A 17,241-nucleotide genomic window follows, 5' to 3' on the forward strand; every position below is an offset into this window, starting at 1 on the left:
CAGTGTAGCGGGCCGGGCCGGGCCGCCGCAAAGGGCAATCGGTCGCGGGAACCGGGCGCGCGAGCCCGGACGCGCGGCGTCACATGCTGAACCTTGCCGGAACCAGCCGTCGCATCTGCCGGCCGACGACGGCGCGGAAGGTCGGGCTGTGCAGGCAAAAGCCGCCGGCCAGGCCGACCGCGCAGCCCAGCAGCGTATCGATCAACCTGGCCTCGATCACCGTATTGGGCGTGCCATGGCCGAGCGTGGCGGCGTCGGCGAGGAAGATCGTCAGCGGCGTGATGAAGATCACCGCGAAGCCGTAATGGCGCATCACCGCGCTTTCGATGATGAAGCTGAGCGCGATCACCAACAGCGCGATGCTCCATTTGTCCAACGGCAGCGCCAGCAGCGCCCAGGCCAGCAGCAGGCCCAAAGCGGTGCCCAGCAGGCGATGCAGCTGCCGGGTCCACACCGCGCGCAGCGTCAGGCCCTGGATTACCGCAAGGCAACTGACCGGGACCCAATAGGGCCGCTCCAATTGCAACAGCTGCGCCAGCGTCAGCGAAATCCCGACGCTGACGCCGATCACCACCGAATCGAACACCACGAAATCGAATGTCGCCGGCGGCAGCGGCGCGACCGGCTGCGGCGACCGAAGCCGCAGAATGCCGACGCTGTAGACGAAAGCGATCAGCGCCGCCAGCAGCGAGCCCATCGCCAGCAGCCCGACCTTCAGCGGCACCTGCATCACCTCGCTCGGCGAATAGGCCGCGATCGAGGCCGCCATCACGAAGAACAGGCTGCCGGGCGGGCCGACGCGGTAGAACCGGCACACCATCGACACCAGAATGGCGACGATCCCCAGTACCGGTGTCAGCAGCAGCGGAAAGAAATGGGCGATGATGCCGAAGGCGTAGCAGGCGATCATGCCGAAGCCGACTGCCATCAGCGACACCATGCGGTGATGCAGCGGCGTGGCCGGCAGATAGATGAACGCCATGCCGCCCAGCGACGAGACCAGCCCGTAATCGAGCCGGTCGAACAAGGCGCCGATCAGCAACGGCACGCCCGAGGCCAGCGCCGCCGCGAACGGCATCTGCCAGGGCCGGTCGCTTTGATTGATCGTGGTCAGATGGCGCCACTCGCGCGCGAGCAACGTGGCAAGTCTATGCCCGATCCTGCGTCTCATAAGGCCCCTTGAATTGGCGTATCACGATGGCTGCCTTATCGCGTCGGTCGCGCCGCCGCCAGCAGCTTCGATCCGCAGCCGTCGTCGATTGCAAGAGCCGGGCGGGGGAGCATCAGATGTCGTTCCAACCGCTAGCTGCGGGCTGATCGCAAGACGACGCGGCGGATAAGCGTGGTGAAGCAATCAATGGTTTGGGCGGGGTGGCAGAACTGGATCGATCGGGGAGCCGCCTCCGATCTGTCGACCAACAGCACCGCCTTCGGACAGCGTCGCTTCAGGTTTGCCGCCAGGACAAAGAAAATATTGACGATGCAACCACAGCGTGTTTCAATTTCGCGTTTTTTCGATGCGCGATTTTTGCGAAGTAGTGTTGTCACCTACTTGTTTGTCACCTTCTGAAAGAGTGCAGACCCGACAGATTTCATCCAACGCAATGAGGCTTGACATGAGACCTCGGTGCGCGGCGATGCCGCTGGCAGCCATTGCAGGCTGCATGAGCTTGATACTCAGCTTGATAGTCGTCGGAAAGGCGTTTGCGGGTGACTGCGGCTTCCTGAAGCGGGATCCTCTTGATCTACTGAAGGACGGCCAGCTGTTCTTTCAGCCGCCGGGCCATTCGGATTGGGTGCCGGTCGACGGCTCTAGCGTCGCGCTCGGCAATCAAACGATTTCGTTTGCCTATGTTGTTCGGGAAACCATCGAAAAACGTCGCGCCGGCGTCGTGATCGTGAAATCCGGCCGGCTCCGCACGCCGGATGAACCACCGGTGAGCCGCGCCAGCCGCAGCGTTCAGCTGGTGCGCAATGCTCCGCCCCCGGACAGCGACGGGCGTCCATTTGACAACGGCAAATGCGGTCAGATTCCTGCATTCGGCGCGGCGAGCGTATCAGCTCAGTCCTATGACGATTTTCACGATCTCGGCGCCAGGGCCCCCGAACGGGAGCAGGGCATTCTCAATTCGTTTCACTACAAATATGTCGGCAGACGCAACGGATGCAAGCGAACCGACAATAGCGATGAAGATTCGCGGATTCCGCTGGATCGTCGCAGCAATCGCGGACAGTTCTCGTTCAACAGTGCGGTGGTTGCCGGTGCAACGCTCAGTCAAGTGGCTTCCTATGTCGGCCCCGGACCAGCCTATGCGAATTCGGAAAAACTCACCGAACAACGCGTCGAAATCCAAGCCTATCGGACCGCGACCGGATTCCCCAGCTGCGTTCGCTTCGACCTGAAGGTGCCGGCGCGCGCGGCTTTCGTTCGTATCAACGATCTGGAGGGGCTGAAGGAGCAGGGGCTCGACTACGTTCGAGCCGATGAGAAGGCGTGGTCGATCGCACCTTGATCGTGCGCGGGGAGGCGTGGTTTCGAGGACATGGCGATGTCGATCCAGCCGATCGAGGCGAAACCGCTGAAGCGCGCGGTGCTGAGCGAAGCCGAGGTGCTCGATGCCGAGCGCGCGCGAATTTCACAGAGCCGGCGTGAGCGGCTTGGGCCAGACAACGCGGATGCGCCCTGGAGCGGAATCGGGCTATCGGGCGGCGGCATCCGTTCGGCATCTCGGGCGCTCGGCGTGTTGCAAGCGCTGGCGGAACACGATTTGCTGCGCAAATTCGACTACCTGTCCAGCGTCTCCGGCGGCGGCTATCTCGCCGGTTCGCTGCAGTGGTGGTGGTGCGGAAAGCCGCGGGAGGACGGCGCCGGTCCGACGCAAACGCGATTTGGCCTGGGACCGACGGATTTTCCCTATGGCCCCGCGCGAATATCAACCGGTCCGGAACAAGCCATCACCCAGCGCGCGCGCTGCAATCTTGCGTTCCTGCGTTCGCACAGCTCCTATCTGACGCCCGGAAACGGCCTGAACAGCTGGTCGATGCTGGCGGTCTTGGTACGCACCTCGATCATCAGCCTGTTCATCTGGATCATGCTGCTGACCGGGTGTTTCGTCGCCCTGCACCTGTTCGACTACAATTTTCTCCAGGATCAGGCTTTCGCCGCGGGATTGTGGTCGCCGCTGGGGACGTTGATGCCGGCGCGCTGGCCGTCAAGCTGTCTGGGGGTCGAGTGCCAGCTCAGATATCGGACGATCTATGCGCTTGCCCTATATATTTATTACGGCGTTGCGGTGGCATTCTTCATGGCTGCGATTCTGTTTGCTTTTCTCAGCCGGGCTCCCCAGGGGCCGGGAGCCAATTGGTCGGTACCAAAGCTGCTGGTTCTGGTCGGCCTTGCGGTTTGGGGGCTCATCGACGTCTTGGGCAGGTTCGCCAGATTGGATGGCGCCTTCATCATTCTGACGAGTCTTGCCGGGATGTTTCTGGCCATTGCAGCGGCGATCATCGTCGCCGAACTGCGAACGGCGAAATCGCTGAATGCGAGCTATTTCCTGCGGCGGAACTACGAAAAGATTCTGGGTGCCGCGTTCATTCCCTCGCTCGCTGTCCTGGCCGTCGCGACAATTCCACTGCTGCCCTATTTTCTTCTGGCGGGCGACGGCTTCGAAAAGGGGGTGCTTGGTGGATTGGGGGGAGTCGTCGGTCTCCTCAGCGGTGTCGCCTCGGCGCTTTACGGTTACTACATCATCCTTCGCAATCTGCTTCCCAGTCTGTCGGGTCAGATCCTGGCCACCGTGGGGGCCTGCCTCTACCTCTATGTGACTCTGGTGATCGCCTATCTTTTGGCGATCGTCTGGCAACACGCCTCGCTCTTTGTGGAAGATTGGGGCGGTGTTGTCGTCGCCGCCATCGATGGCGGCTTCGTCGTCGCTGTCTTTCTCGGCGTGTTCGCCAACATCAACTATGTCGGATTGCACCGGTTCTACCGCGATCGCCTCATGGAGGCGCTCATGCCGACCGACGGCGCGGTCACTGCCATGCAGTCGCGTGACTCCCCGGTCGCCGACAATCTGCTGATCTCCGAACTTGGCTTCGCCTCGGGGCAAACCCCGTTGCCACCGCTGCCTTACCCATTGATCAATACCAACGCCATCATGATCAATGACGCCGATCAGAAGGTGGCGCTGCGCGGCGGCGACAATTTTGTGATTTCGCCGTTGTTCGTCGGCAGCTCGGTCACCGGATGGAGGGACAGCGCCGATTATATCAAGGCCGGCGGTCCGTTGACCTTGGCGTCGTCGGTGGCCGCCTCGGGAGCGGCGGCGACGGCGAGCGCGGGCTATATCGGGACCGGAATTACCATGAATCCGCTGGTTGCCACGGTGATGTCGTTGCTCAATGTACGGCTCGGGCTTTGGGTGACGAATCCCGGGCGCCGAAAATTGTGGCCGTGGAACTCGATTCCGACCTTCCTGTTTCCAGGTCTTGTTTCTGACATCTTGTCCAAACGTCACAGCCGCAACAGCAACTTCTTGGAACTGACGGATGGCGGCCATTTTGAAAATCTCGGCCTTTATGAGCTGGTGCGCCGTAAACTTCGGATCATCCTGATCGTTGATGGCGAGGCCGACCCCTCGATCAGTCTTTCGTCGTTGGTTTCGGCAGCCCGACGCATCGAGCAGGATTTCAAGGCCACCTTAACGTTTCCCGCCGAGGCCGGGCTCGGGCCGGAGCGCCTGATCATGTACGAGGAAAAGGGTTATCCGAGCGGCCGACGCGCCGCGCAGTCGCCGTTTCTGGTCGGACGGCTCGACTATGACGACCGCACATCGGGTACGCTGATCTACTTCAAGTCGACGCTGATCAAAGAGATGGATTTTACCACCGCGGGCTATCTTGCGACCAATCCGACCTTTCCGCACCAATCGACCGTCGACCAGTTCTTCGACCCCGACCAGTTCGATGCCTATCGCTACTTGGGCTATGATGGCGCATGCGAACTGATCAAGGCACTGCAATTGAATACGACGTTGGGGCGGCCGGACGATATTGTCGCGGCATACCGGCGAACTCTGGTGGCTCAGCATTGAGCGGGCGGGGACGTCCGAGCTCCGGCGTGCGGCATTGCCGCGCCCCAGACGTGGAAGTGCACGGTCAATTTGCCTGGTCGAAATGCAGATGCCGCGTGAGGCCGTCGGGTGGTGGCAAAGTTTGGTCGGGCTCGGGACCCGTCACTGCGGCAAATTCACTGCGAGCGCCGCCAGCCAGCGCCGCACCGTTTTTTGACCGCGGACGGAGAGGCCGGCGGCCAGCCGCCGTTCGACCGCGTGGGCCTTGGTGCGGCAACGGGCGAGCAGCGCCGTGCCGCGCGGCGTCAGGGTCCATTGCAGCAATCTTCCATGCACCGGATGCGGTGCCTTTCGGATCGCGCCCGCGCGTTCCAGGTTGCGGATGATGAGGCCGACCGTCTGCGGAGTCAGCAGCGCCACCCGCGCCAGATCGGCGCCGGACAGGCCCGGATAGGCCTTCAGCATGGTGAGCACGACGAATTGCGGCGGCGTCACGCCGAGATCGGCGAGCGCACGCTCCAGCGTGAGCCGGGCCGCCGCCTGGGCCTGGCGCAGCAGATAGGCCAGGTGGCCGTCCTCGCCGCGCTTGCCGCGGCCGGGCAGGGGCGGGCGCGCGCCCGCCACCACGGCGCGTTTTGCGGCGGGCTTGCGCGCCGCGGGGCGTTTCACGCCGCGCGGTTTTTTAGTTCGTGCTTCGGGCCGCGATTTGGGGGAGCCCATGGACGCTGTGATCCCAAATATGATATCAGTGCACTGATTAGAAATCAGTGCCCTTATACACAAGGAACATGGAAATGTCATCTGGTCATACCGCGCGGGGAGAGATGCGGGACCTCGCCTCATTGGCGCCCGAGCTCGAACAGATGGTGCGGGCGCTGTCCGGCGCCGCGGCGCAATTTGGCATCGACAAGCAATTGTTGGAGCTGATCAAGGTGCGGGCGTCGCAGATCAATGGCTGCGCCTTCTGCGTGAAATTCCACATCATGCTGGCGCAGCGTCTCGGCGTGTCGGCTGACAAGCTCAGCCTGGTCGTGGTCTGGCGCGATGCGCCCGTGTTTTCGGCGCGCGAGCGCGCGGCGCTGGCCTGGACCGAGGCGCTGACCTTGATTGCGGACGGCGTCGACGACGAGGTCTATGCGGCGGCGCGCGCGGAGTTTTCCGATCAGGAATTGGTGTATTTGTCGTCGGCGATCGCCGGCATCAATGTCTGGAACAGATTCGGCGTCGCCTATCGCTGGACCCCGCCGATGTCGGTCGCCTGACGCTGCCCGGACTACGGCGCTGGCCTCTAATTCTCGGCGGACCCCGGCGCGTCGGATTTCGCCAGCGCCGGGGCCGTCGGTTGCTCGCGTCCGATTTCGCTGCCATGGCCGCCGATCAGTCGCTCATAGGCCGAGATCAGGGTGACGTAGGGATTGACCCAGAGCCAGCCGTCGGGCGTGAACAGCTGGACGTCGAAATGCAGATGCCGCGTGGTGCCGTTGGGGCGGTCGAGATAGTTCGACACCACGCCGATCGGTTCGCCCTCGGCCACGCGGCGGCCGTTGAGCACGCCGTCGCGGTCCATCCGTCGTGGGTCCATGTGCATATAGCGAAAGCGGATATGCTCGGTGGCGCTGTTGACCTGCAGCGTCGCGGCCTGCTGCCGGGGCGAGCGGATCAGCATGCCGTCGCGGACCGCGACCACCGCCTGCTGCCGCGGATCGCAATCCTCGCTGCCCGGCAGGCAGGCGCCGGGGCGGATGTCCTGGCCCTGATGGCCGCGCCCGGCGGGACATTGGCCGACGCCGAAACTGCGGCCCTCGCAGAAATTGTCGCGCCACGGATAGGCATAGGGCCCGCTCGGCTCGTCCGCCCCCGAGCGTTGCCGTTCGGCGCGGCGCAATCGGCTGGATTGGCTATGGATATAGGCCGGGGCTTGCGCCAGCGGAAACCGGATCTGCGAATAGGCCGTGGGATCGGGGCGGCCGCCCTGATTGCGCGAGCCGGAATTGGCGATGATGTCGCCGCTCGGCCGATAGGTGAAATCCGGCGATGGCGTCACCGGACGTTCGGCGATGCCAGTCGCCCGATCCGGAAGCGGCGGCGCCGGCATCCCGCCGACCACGCGCAACGCCTTGAGAAACCGCTCGGCCACCGGATAGGCCTCGCGACAGGCCAGCCGCTTGCGCCGCGGCGTCGAATCCAGGCACTGGATCGACACCACATAGGCGACGCCAAAGCGGGTGAAGGCGTAGCGCAGGTAGCCTTCGCGGATGAAGCGGCGCAGGCCGGGAAACCGTGCGGCGAAAGCCAGGACCGGCGCGCTGGTATCGGCGCGCGGGTCGTCGAGATCGTAAGTCAGCAGCGAGCCGGTGATCTGCACCTCGACCGGCTCGGCGAATATCCGCGCCGGCATGTCGTCGCCAGCGCCGGGCTCCAGCGCGAACAGTGCGTCATAACCGGCCGGGCCAGCGTCGAACATTTCGGCGGGGCGGAAGCCTTGCTGATAGCGCGCCAGCGTCGCGCTGTCCGTTGCGCCGTCGGTTGCGAGCCATGACGCGGTGTCGAACGGCAACAGCACCGGCACCGCGCTTTGGCTGATGCCGGTGAACAGCGCCGAGGTGATCGCGTTCAACTGCACCAGCGCCGGCGGCAGATCCGATCGCCGCGACGGGTCGACGCCGGTGAAGGTGAAGCGCGACGCGATCGCCGGCTGGGTGCCGATCTCGCCGCGCAGCTGGTCGAGCGCGGCGCGCCAGTCGACCCGCAGCGCTGAGACCGCGGGGGTGCGGAACTCATCGGCGCGCAGCGTAGCGGGTGCGATCAGCGCGACGGCGGCCGCGCCAACGCAAAAAGCAATGCGCAAGCCCAGCGCGAAGCCTGTCCGGGTCCGGCCCAATTTGCGTCGTGCCTCCGTCGTCAGAGTGCCGCGCAAAATCTACCGAGGATTTCCGCCGAGCGCCAAGCCAATATGGCTGGCGTGTTGCCGAGCCGGCCGGGCGCCGACAAGACTTGGCCCGGGCCGATGCGATCGGTCCCGGGCCAAACGAAAGGGCAGGGGTGGGTCAGTCCTTGGCGCGTTCGACGTAGGCGCCGTCCTCGGTCATGATCACGATACGGGTGCCGACATTGATATGCGGCGGCACCAGCGTACGCACGCCATTGGACAGGATCGCCGGCTTATAGGACGACGAGGCGGTCTGGCCCTTGGTCACCGGCTCGGTCTCGACGACTTCCAGCGTCGCGCGCTGCGGCATCGTGATCGACACCGGGACCACGCCGTGCAGCGACAGCTTCACCGTCATGTTTTCCTGCAGATAGGGCGCGGCGCTGCCGATGACGTCCTTCGGCACCTGGACCTGGTCGTAATTCTCGTTGTTCATGAAGTGGAAGCCGTCGGCGTCTTCATAGAGGTAGTTGAAATTGTGGTCCTCGATGGTCGCCTTTTCCACCTGGTCGGTGGTCTTGTAGCGCTCCGAGACCTTCACCCCGTCGCTGATTCGGCGCATTTCGATCTGGCTGACCGGGGTGCCCTTGCCGGGATGGATGTTCTCGGCGGTCAGGACCACATACAGCTTGCCGTCCTGCTCGATGACGTTGCCCTTGCGGATAGAACTGGCGATGACTTTCAACGGATGATTTCCTAGCGTTCAGGCCCGGGCCCGATCCGGACAATGGTGTCCCGGGGCCTACGAAGCGGTTTCGGGCCGCAACCTACGCAGTTCCCGATCATTGCGGAAAGTGCGTTGGTCGACAGCCACTGCGGTTATTGCGATCAGTCTGCCGCGGCAGGTGAAACGCCTGCGCAGCCTCAAGTCAGCCTATCCGGGTGGTGCCTACCGACCCGTCGCGGCGTCCGGTCCGACATATCAAGGGAACGGGCCTCTTGCCAAGTCGGATCGCGATTGCAGACCAAATGAGTTGTTGGGCCAAGGGCGCCGCGCCAGGCTGAAGCCGCTCGAAGGCCCGACCTGAAGCGGGGACCGCCCGGTGATGCCTTGAATTTCAATGATATCCGAAATATGATATACATTCGAATTCAGGATATCATCCAGGCAAGCAGGGAGGCATCAATGCTGGTTTCCAAATGGGGCAACAGTCTTGCGGTGCGGCTGCCCAAGGCGCTGGTCGAGCAACTCGGCCTCAAGGAAGGCGACGAGCTGAATGTGGTCGCCGCCGGCGCCGGCGCCATCACGGTCGAGACCAAGGAGCAGCAGCGGCAGCGGGCGCTGGACAATTTGGCGGCGCGCAACTGGACGCTGCCCGAGGGCTATAAATTCGATCGGGACGAGGCCAACGCAAGGTGAGCGCGTTCTTCGATACCAATATCCTGATCTATGCCCAGCAAATTGGCGACAAGGCCGACCGCGCGCGCGCCTTGTTCGCCACTGGCGGCAAACTCAGCGTGCAGGTGCTCAACGAATTCACCGCGGTCTCCCGGCGCAAGCATGGCAAGGACTGGCACGAGATCGGCGACGCGATTGCCGATGTGCTGGCGCTGCTCGATCCGCCGCAAGCGCTGACGCTCGACATTCACACTGCCGCGCGATCGCTCGCCGAACATCACAGCCTGTCATTCTACGACGCGCTGATCGTCGCCTCGGCGATTGAAGCCGGCTGCGACACGCTCTACAGCGAGGACATGCAGCACGGCCGCGCCATCGGCGGGCTGACGATCCGCAATCCGTTTCTTGAAAGCGCTCCTTGACCACGCAACGGCCCTGGTGGGACCCCTCAAAGCATCTGGATCGACGGCCGTTTCTGCGCGCCCGCGGCGACATCACCCGTGCCACGCGGCACTGGTTCGAGGCCGAGGGGTTTTGCGAGGTCGAGACCGGCATTTTGCAGATCTCGCCGGGCAACGAGACCCATCTGCATGCGCCGCGCACTGAGATCATCAGCGCCGACGGCGCGCACCTGACCCGCTATCTGCGGACCTCGCCGGAATTCGCCGCCAAGAAGCTGCTCGCCGCCGGCGAAGACCGGATCGTCGAATTCGCCCGCGTGTTCCGCGACCGCGAGCGCGGACCGCTGCATCTGCCGGAATTCACCATGCTGGAATGGTACCGCGCCGGCGCGCCGTATCAGGCGGTGGTCGCCGATTGCATCGCGGTGATTGCGCTGGCGGCCCGCACCCTCGACACCCGGACATTTTCGTTTCGCGGCCGGATCGCCGACCCGCTGGCCGATCCCGAGATGCTCAGCGTGGCGGCGGCATTCGACTGCTTCACCGGGATCGATCTGTTGGCGACGATCGATCGCGCCGCGCCCGACCGCGCGGGGCTCGCGGCTGCGGCGCAACGCTGGGTCCGCATCACCGATGACGACACCTGGTCGGACATTTTCAGCAAGATTCTGGTCGAGCATATCGAACCCAATCTGGGGCAGGGCCGGCTCACCGTGCTGTGCGACTATCCGGCACCGGAAGCCGCCCTGGCGCGCACCAGCGCGGACGATCCGCGGGTCGCCGAGCGCTTCGAGGTCTATGCCTGCGGCGTCGAACTCGCCAACGGCTTTGGCGAACTCACCGACGCGGCCGAGCAGCGCGCTCGCTTCACCGCAGCGATGGATGAAAAACAGCGCCGCTATGGCGAGCGCTATCCGCTTGACGAGGAGTTTCTGGCCGCGGTCGGGCAGATGCCGGACGCCAGCGGCGTGGCGCTCGGCTTCGACCGGCTGGTGATGCTGGCGGCGGGTGCGACAAGGATCGATCAGGTGGTGTGGACGCCACCGGCGGGCGAGACGTCATGAGCAATGTGAAACCAGCGCAGAACACCGCTGCCGCGACGCTGCGCCAGCCGGCCGAGCTGGTGGCGCACGGCCTGGTGCCGGCGCAGGAGCTCGCCGTGCTCGAACAGGTCGCGGCGCGTTACGCGGTGGCGGTGACGCCGGATGTCGCCGCCCTGATCGATCCCGACGATCCCGACGATCCGATCGCGCGCCAATACATCCCGAGCGCCGCGGAGCTGGACGCCTTGCCGGGCGAGCGGGCCGATCCGATCGGCGACGTCGCCCATTCCCCGGTCGAGGGCATCGTGCACCGTCATCACGACCGGGTGCTGTTCAAGCTGGTGCATGTCTGCGCGGTGTATTGCCGGTTCTGCTTTCGCCGCGAGATGGTGGGGCCGGGCAAGGACAGCGCGCTGTCCGGCGCGGCCTATGCGGCGGCGCTGAGCTATATTCGCGCCCATCCGGAAATCTGGGAGGTGATCCTGACCGGCGGCGATCCGCTGATGCTGTCGCCGCGCCGGCTCGGCGAGATCATGGCCGAGCTGGCGGCGATCGATCACGTCAAGATCATCCGGATTCACACCCGGCTGCCGGTCGCCGATCCGGCGCGGATCAGCGCCGCGATGGTGGCCGCGCTGCAGGTCGAGGGCGCGACCGTCTGGTTGGCGCTGCACGCCAACCATCCGCGCGAAATGACGCCGGCGGCGCGGGCAGCCTGCGCCCGCCTGGTCGATGCCGGGATTCCTATGGTCAGCCAGTCGGTGCTGCTGCGCGGGGTCAATGACGATGCGGCGACGCTGGAGGCCCTGATGCGGGCCTTCGTCGAATGCCGGATCAAGCCCTATTATTTGCACCATGGCGATCTGGCGCCCGGCACAGCGCATCTGCGCACCTCGCTGGCCGACGGCCAGGCCTTGATGCGCCAGCTGCGCGGCCGGGTCTCCGGATTGTGCCAGCCGGATTATGTGCTCGACATTCCGGGCGGCTATGGCAAGGCGCCGGTCGGCCCGACCTATTTGACGCCCGACGCGCCCGACGCGGACGCTGCGCCGACGCGCTATCGCGTGACCGATTATTGCGGCGACGTGCACCGCTACCCGCCGCTGCCCTGATCGGGTTCAAATGACCGGACAGCGCGCAGCCGGACCGCGCCCACCAGCGAATTCTCCGGCGAAATCGGTTTTGTAGGGACGGGGCGCAATGCTAGCGTGGCGCTGTTCGATCGCAAGCCCGGACCGTCGATTCCGATGCGGCCAATGATCGGGCAACCAAGTCGGTCCGAGCAAGTTGTGATCCAAAACGGGAGAAGCCAGATGAAGAGGTTGATCGTCGCGGGCGTGGTCACGCTGATGGGTGGTGCGACGGCGATGGCGCAGAACGGCAAGCTGGACTGGCCGAACAATGTGCCGCTGAATGCGCCCACCCAGCAATCGCAGGATCAGAACCAGAATCAGGAGCGTCGCGCCGCCCCGACGGCGCCGATCGGTCACCGCCAGCCGACGCCGAGCGAATTGCCGCGGTCGGAATCCGATTCGATGACAAAAGTCGATCCGGCCGACGCGGCGCTCGATCGCAAGATCAAGGGAATCTGCCGCGGCTGCTGAGCCGCGACAGATGGCGTTTAGCCTTGGCTCGGTCGATCAGCCTCAGGCTTTTCGCGCGGCGAGCGCCAGACCGATCAGCGAGCTGCCGCCGAACAGCAGGTTGATTCCGACCAGCAGCCCGATCGCCCAGGTCGCCGTACCGGGCAGGCCGGCGATGATGATGAACGCCACCAGCAGATCCAGGACGCCGGCGGCCAGCATCCAGCCCCAGCGCTGTGACAGCACGCGACGATGGTTGAGCGCATACATGATGGTGGAGACGCCCTCGGCCAGGAAATAGGCGCCGACCACGATGGTCAGCGTCAGCGTTGCCGCCAGCGGCCGCCCCAGCAGGATCAGGCCGGCGCCGATCGCCAGCACGGCGGAGGCGAGCGACCACCAGAAGCCGGGAGCCTGCCGAGCCCAGAAGCTGAACACCAGGCCGGCGATGCCGCTGATCAGGAACAACCAGCCCAGCAGGATGGTGATCGCCAGGCTCGCCAGAAACGGCAACAGGATTGCGGCGAGGCCGAAGATCACCAGCATGATGCCTTCGAACAGGAACGCCTTCCAATGGCCCTGAATGGCGGTCTCCAATTGCGCCTGGATTTTCGCGGTATCACCAGGGCTTACGGTATGATCTGGAAGTGTCATCGAAACTCTCCTGTAACGTCCCAATATTGCGACGTCCACGATGGAACAAACGCAACAAGGGGGTGATTGTTCGCCGCCACGGGAACTTTTTCATCGTGGCGCCGCGGGCTCGAGCCTGCCACCGGAATCCTGGCCAGATCGATCCTAACCGAGACACATGACACCACGACCGCTCGCGAGGAGGCGCAGCCTGGCTATGCCTGCGTTAACGCAAAATTCAGCGTGATCATTGACCATGATCGGGGGAACGCGGATGCAGCCGAACGCCAAGCAGTCAGATTGCGACCCGGTTCTGTCACGATCGGCGGTCCATATCTTGATTGTCGGGTCGACGGTCTATTGGTTGTTCATGGCCATTGCGGCGGCGTGCTGCGCGGCCGGCCTGGTTTGCGCGGTCTGTGCGACCAGCGAACCCGTCTTCCAACGCCTGATGAGCGTCGTGATGCTGGGGCTGGTGCCCGGCGCATTTGTCGTTGTTGCCGCCTATGCGATCCGCGTCATCGCGGCCGTGCTCAGCATTGTTTACGATCCCACCGCGCGCGTCCTGATCTTGCTGACACGGCGGCTTGTCGGATTGCGACCGGGTCGAAGCGTTGGCTGCGCGCCAACCGGTCTTGATCCAGCCTAGGCTTTGACGATTCTGTGCCGCCGCCGATCCGATCGGCCGGTCAATGCCCGCCAAATCCGGAGCGCGCTTCGCCACTGCGCTGATCGCGCGGCAGTGGCTGACGCGTCAACAGTCGCTTTGCTAATCCGACGGTGCAGGGCCATTCACGGCCCGGCACCGTCTTGCGTATCAATTCGTAATAGTCCCGACGATGGCGGCCTTGACCTCGCTGGGCAGAGGGACGAACTGCATCGATCGTGCTGTGCCGTCGCCATGGATCAGGGCCCATCTGAAGAATTGCAGGGCGGCGGTCGAGGTGGCGGCTTTGGCCGGACTTTTGGGGATGAGGACAAAGGTGGCGGTGACGATCGGCCAGCTTTGTTCACCCGGCATGTCGGTGAGATCCACGGCGTAATTCGGCACCGACCAGTCGCCATTCGCGGCGGCCGCCGCGAACGTGTCTCCGTTCGGGAGGACGAACCGGCCGGCCCTGTTCTTTAACTGGACGGTCGCGAGATTGTTGGCCGTCACATAGGAGAGTTCGGCGTAGCCGATCCCGCCGGACGTCATCCGCACAGTCGAAGCCGCGCCGTAGCTGCCCTTGACGCCGGCTCCAACCGGCCAGTTGAGGGTCATGCCAGTCCCCATCTTGACCCGCCAGGCGTCGCTGTTCTTGGACAGATAGCGGGACAGCGCATAGGTGCCGCCCGATCCACCGGCGTGATAGAGCAGCGAAATCGCCAGCTTGGGTAAGGTCAGGCCGGGGTTGAGTTGTCCGATCCGCTCGTCATCCCACGACCTGATGCCGCCCATGAATATGTCAGCAAGGACCGGTGCCGTGAGCCGGAGCTGGCCGGGCGCGACGCCGGGGATGTTGACCACGACTGCATAACCGCCGGCGACGGTGGGAAACTGCAGGATTTCACCCTCCTTGAGCTTGCGGTCGTCCATGGGGACGTCCGAGGCTCCGAAATCCGTCAAGCCCCTGAGGACCTGCAATTGCCCGACAGACGATCCCGACGGTTGATAGTTGACGGCGAGACCGGTGAGCGATTTTTGCTGTTCGGCCCATTTGATGTAGATCGGAGCAGCGAAGGCCGATCCGGTTCCCGTCAACGATGTCTCCGCATGGCCGCCGCTCGGACCGGACGTGACAATGGCGAGCGCCATCAACCCAATAAGAATTGCACGCATGTTTGTTTCCAATGACCGCAAGGGGCTGACGATGGGTCACGCGACCCCGTTCAGGACGAAGTCGAAGATGTCGTAGTTTCGCAGCACGCCGGTTTCGGCGCGCTCCCGGTAGTCACGCTTCAGCGGACGCGACACCACGAAGGGCACACGCTGCTCGCCAAGCCCGCCATGCGAGCGCAAAGGGTGGTTGCCGAGGGCCGACAGGTCGTGGTCTTCACGCCGCGCGCCCACCGCGGTGTCGCGATCCGTGAACACCGCGAAGTCCCCCTCGCGATCCGGTGGCAACTGGAAGCGCTCGCACACCGTGGCGCGGTCAAGCACCAGTTCCACGCCGGGCAATGACCGCGCATAGGTCATCATACCTTTGATGTCGCCGGCTCCGAGGACGTGGACGCGCACGAAGCCGCCGAGCGCCCCGTGATGTCGAACGAACGGGTCGGCGATCGGACAGATCACGCGCACAGCACCTGAGCCGAATTTTTCGTTCAGTGCGTCCTCGAGATAGACCACGCTCGGCTGTCCATCGTCGCCCGACTTGTCGGCCATGCCATGATCGGCGGTCAGGGCGACGGTCGCGCCGAGTTCAATCAGGCGGGCGATGCGCGTGTCCACCGCCAGGTGGAAGGCGTTCGACTCGGTGTCCCCAGGTGCATATTTGTGCTGCACATAATCCGAGGTCGACAGATACATGAGGTCCGGCTTGAGTTCGGGCTTGGCCGTCTCCAGCAGCTTGATCCCCGCGTCGAGCGCAAACAGCGAGAGGTCGGCGGAATATTGATCCGGCTTGGCGCGGCCCACCATCTCCTCACCGTTCTTGAAACCGAACGCGGTGAGATCGGCAGAGTTCGGGTGTTCGGATGAGAAGGCGATCCCGTCCATTTCGTAAGCGAGCACCTTCAGGAGCTTATCCTTGGCGGTGACCACCGCGGTCTGCACGCCCGCTTTGCTCATCGCACCGAGAATGGTGCCGCAGCGCAGTCGCCTGGCGTCCGTCACCATGATCTCTTCGCCGGTTTCGGCATCGAGATAGTAGTTGCCGTTGATGCCGTGGACGGCGGGGGACACGCCGGTGACGATCGATGTGTTGTTGGTGTTGGTGGTCGTCGGTACCGTCGCCAGCGCCGTCCCGACATAGCCCGTTGACCGCAGCGCGGCGATGGTCGGAAGGGTGCCGTCCGCAATTCCGCGCTCCAGATATTCGGGGTCAAAGCCGTCGAGGCAAATCACGACCACTGGCCGTTGTGGCAACGCGTAGCTGCGCCCGTTGGCCTCGACCAAAGTCTGCGACACGGCGGATGGAAGAGGGGTCGTCATGATGTCACCCGATGCTGGAGCGGCCCGTTGGGGCGGCCGATGACCGGCGTGATAGGTTGTCACGATGTGAGAAACTATCGAATAAAATGCACAAAATGGTGAGAAAAAGTCGTAGATAAAATGACGCAGACTGAGGCTGTCGTCACACGGAGGTCATGGTGAAAGAACGCGAATTGCCGCTCGTTGCCCTTCGCGCGTTTGCGGTTGCCGCGCGCAGCGACAGCTTGAACGCGGCTGCCAGGGAGCTGGGGGTCACCCACGGCGCCGTCAGCAAGCAGGTGCGATTGCTGGAGCTCTGGCTCGGACAGCAGGTCTTTACGCGCGAGGGTCGCAGCCTGGCGCTCACGCCCTATGGCAGGGTTCTGGCCGAGCAGCTGAGCCGGTCGTTCCGCGACATCGAAGCCGCTTGCCACGACGTCCGACGCCGACGCGGCAAGGCGGTGCTGGCGGTCGAGGCGCCGTCGACATTTGCCATGTACTTTCTCATGCCGCGGCTCAAACGGTTCGAGAAAGCGCATCCCGACGTGGCGGTCTGGATCTCCACGCGCATGACGGGACAGACGCCGGATGTATCCTCGCATGATCTGCTGATTACACGGGGCAGCAGCGAACGCATCGGGGGACATTCGAAAGCACCGGTCGTGTTGTTCGAAGAACATTTGACGCCGGTCTGCAGCATCGACCTTCTGCAGGCGAGCCCGATCAAAAGTGCCGCGGATCTCCTCGCGTTTCCATTGATCACGTCAGCCACGCGGCCGGGCCACTGGGAAGCCTGGCTGCAGAAGGCAGGCCTGCGCGACCACGTTTTCGAAGGCGGTCACCGTTTCGACCATATGTTCGTCGCGATGCATGCCGTGCGCGAAGGTCTCGGCTCGATCGTGGCGCCCCGGGAGTTCTTCCCCGGCCAGCCGGAATGGCGACTCATGTGTCCCTTTCCCGAACTGGTCGTGAAGGGGGAGAAATACGTCGCTCATCCGACGTCGCGCGCGGACCCCCGATATGTTGGCCGTTTCATCGATTGGCTCAAGCACGAGATCAAGAACGCGCCCTGATCCCTCGGCCAGCAATTTCCGCTTTTGGGGCCAAGCGGACATTATTGATCGCC

At 64.1% G+C, this 17,241-nt stretch carries 18 protein-coding genes; 11 read left to right on the forward strand and 7 right to left on the reverse strand.

What is annotated here, in order from left to right; all coding sequences use genetic code 11:
* Positions 1-79 precede the first annotated feature (79 nt).
* Positions 80-1,138 carry an FUSC family protein gene (locus RBJ75_RS04070; RefSeq protein ID WP_234707489.1) on the reverse strand — a complete coding sequence of 353 codons (1,059 nt, stop codon included), beginning with the start codon at positions 1,136-1,138 and terminating at the stop codon, positions 80-82.
* Positions 1,139-1,345: 207 nt separating this feature from the next.
* Here RBJ75_RS04070 and RBJ75_RS04075 point away from each other — a divergent pair, with 207 nt between their 5' ends.
* The 3 genes from RBJ75_RS04075 to RBJ75_RS04085 all read left to right on the forward strand — a co-directional run bounded on the left by RBJ75_RS04075 (position 1,346) and on the right by RBJ75_RS04085 (position 5,093).
* On the forward strand, positions 1,346-1,570 hold the full coding sequence (locus tag RBJ75_RS04075; RefSeq protein ID WP_152647810.1) for a hypothetical protein: 225 nt from the start codon (positions 1,346-1,348) through the stop codon (positions 1,568-1,570).
* A gap of 67 nt (positions 1,571-1,637) precedes the next feature.
* Positions 1,638-2,513, forward strand: a complete 876-nt coding sequence (locus RBJ75_RS04080) for a hypothetical protein (RefSeq protein ID WP_152647809.1) — start codon at positions 1,638-1,640, stop codon at positions 2,511-2,513.
* A gap of 36 nt (positions 2,514-2,549) precedes the next feature.
* Positions 2,550-5,093: a hypothetical protein gene (locus RBJ75_RS04085; RefSeq protein ID WP_044415326.1), complete on the forward strand. Its 2,544-nt coding sequence runs from the start codon at positions 2,550-2,552 to the stop codon at positions 5,091-5,093.
* Between the two features lie 141 nt (positions 5,094-5,234).
* Here the strand turns inward: RBJ75_RS04085 and RBJ75_RS04090 are convergent, their stop codons facing one another.
* Positions 5,235-5,792 (reverse strand): MarR family winged helix-turn-helix transcriptional regulator, encoded by a 558-nt coding sequence (locus RBJ75_RS04090; RefSeq protein ID WP_411194514.1) that lies wholly within the window; start codon positions 5,790-5,792, stop codon positions 5,235-5,237.
* Between the two features lie 74 nt (positions 5,793-5,866).
* On the opposite strand from RBJ75_RS04090, the gene RBJ75_RS04095 reads away from it, so the two are divergent.
* A complete protein-coding gene (locus RBJ75_RS04095) occupies positions 5,867-6,334 on the forward strand; it encodes a carboxymuconolactone decarboxylase family protein (RefSeq protein WP_234707427.1) in 468 nt (155 codons plus the stop codon).
* 26 nt (positions 6,335-6,360) lie between these two features.
* On the opposite strand, the gene RBJ75_RS04100 is transcribed toward RBJ75_RS04095, so the two are convergent.
* Positions 6,361-7,926 (reverse strand): peptidoglycan DD-metalloendopeptidase family protein, encoded by a 1,566-nt coding sequence (locus tag RBJ75_RS04100; RefSeq protein ID WP_044412545.1) that lies wholly within the window; start codon positions 7,924-7,926, stop codon positions 6,361-6,363.
* Between the two features lie 193 nt (positions 7,927-8,119).
* Entirely contained in the window at positions 8,120-8,686 is a 567-nt protein-coding gene (efp, locus tag RBJ75_RS04105) for an elongation factor P (RefSeq protein ID WP_044412529.1), read from the reverse strand.
* A gap of 441 nt (positions 8,687-9,127) precedes the next feature.
* On the opposite strand from efp, the gene RBJ75_RS04110 reads away from it, so the two are divergent.
* The 5 genes from RBJ75_RS04110 to RBJ75_RS04130 all read left to right on the forward strand — a co-directional run bounded on the left by RBJ75_RS04110 (position 9,128) and on the right by RBJ75_RS04130 (position 12,388).
* Positions 9,128-9,361, forward strand: coding sequence for an AbrB/MazE/SpoVT family DNA-binding domain-containing protein (locus RBJ75_RS04110; protein ID WP_044412526.1), 234 nt, complete (start codon positions 9,128-9,130; stop codon positions 9,359-9,361).
* On the forward strand, positions 9,358-9,762 hold the full coding sequence (locus tag RBJ75_RS04115) for a PIN domain-containing protein (protein ID WP_044412523.1): 405 nt from the start codon (positions 9,358-9,360) through the stop codon (positions 9,760-9,762). The genes RBJ75_RS04110 and RBJ75_RS04115 overlap by 4 nt, the downstream gene beginning before the upstream one ends.
* Positions 9,759-10,805: an EF-P lysine aminoacylase EpmA gene (epmA, locus tag RBJ75_RS04120; protein ID WP_044412520.1), complete on the forward strand. Its 1,047-nt coding sequence runs from the start codon at positions 9,759-9,761 to the stop codon at positions 10,803-10,805. Before RBJ75_RS04115 ends, epmA begins: the two co-directional genes overlap by 4 nt.
* Positions 10,802-11,896 carry a lysine-2,3-aminomutase-like protein gene (locus tag RBJ75_RS04125; protein WP_044412517.1) on the forward strand — a complete coding sequence of 365 codons (1,095 nt, stop codon included), beginning with the start codon at positions 10,802-10,804 and terminating at the stop codon, positions 11,894-11,896. Before epmA ends, RBJ75_RS04125 begins: the two co-directional genes overlap by 4 nt.
* A gap of 201 nt (positions 11,897-12,097) precedes the next feature.
* Positions 12,098-12,388 carry a hypothetical protein gene (locus RBJ75_RS04130; RefSeq protein WP_044412542.1) on the forward strand — a complete coding sequence of 97 codons (291 nt, stop codon included), beginning with the start codon at positions 12,098-12,100 and terminating at the stop codon, positions 12,386-12,388.
* A gap of 42 nt (positions 12,389-12,430) precedes the next feature.
* Here the strand turns inward: RBJ75_RS04130 and RBJ75_RS04135 are convergent, their stop codons facing one another.
* Complete coding sequence (locus RBJ75_RS04135; RefSeq protein WP_044412514.1) at positions 12,431-13,021, reverse strand: HdeD family acid-resistance protein; 591 nt, start codon at positions 13,019-13,021, stop codon at positions 12,431-12,433.
* Positions 13,022-13,274: 253 nt separating this feature from the next.
* On the opposite strand from RBJ75_RS04135, the gene RBJ75_RS04140 reads away from it, so the two are divergent.
* Positions 13,275-13,649, forward strand: coding sequence for a hypothetical protein (locus RBJ75_RS04140; protein WP_044412511.1), 375 nt, complete (start codon positions 13,275-13,277; stop codon positions 13,647-13,649).
* 168 nt (positions 13,650-13,817) lie between these two features.
* Here RBJ75_RS04140 and pstS read toward each other — a convergent pair whose 3' ends face one another.
* Together pstS and phnA are read right to left on the reverse strand one after the other, a co-directional pair.
* Positions 13,818-14,822: a phosphate ABC transporter substrate-binding protein PstS gene (gene pstS / locus RBJ75_RS04145; protein WP_044412508.1), complete on the reverse strand. Its 1,005-nt coding sequence runs from the start codon at positions 14,820-14,822 to the stop codon at positions 13,818-13,820.
* A gap of 36 nt (positions 14,823-14,858) precedes the next feature.
* Complete coding sequence (gene phnA / locus RBJ75_RS04150; RefSeq protein ID WP_044412505.1) at positions 14,859-16,136, reverse strand: phosphonoacetate hydrolase; 1,278 nt, start codon at positions 16,134-16,136, stop codon at positions 14,859-14,861.
* 155 nt (positions 16,137-16,291) lie between these two features.
* On the opposite strand from phnA, the gene RBJ75_RS04155 reads away from it, so the two are divergent.
* Positions 16,292-17,188 (forward strand): LysR substrate-binding domain-containing protein, encoded by an 897-nt coding sequence (locus tag RBJ75_RS04155; RefSeq protein WP_044412502.1) that lies wholly within the window; start codon positions 16,292-16,294, stop codon positions 17,186-17,188.
* Positions 17,189-17,241: the final 53 nt, after the last annotated feature.

Source organism: Rhodopseudomonas sp. BAL398, from assembly GCF_033001325.1.
GTDB lineage: Bacteria > Pseudomonadota > Alphaproteobacteria > Rhizobiales > Xanthobacteraceae > JARJEH01.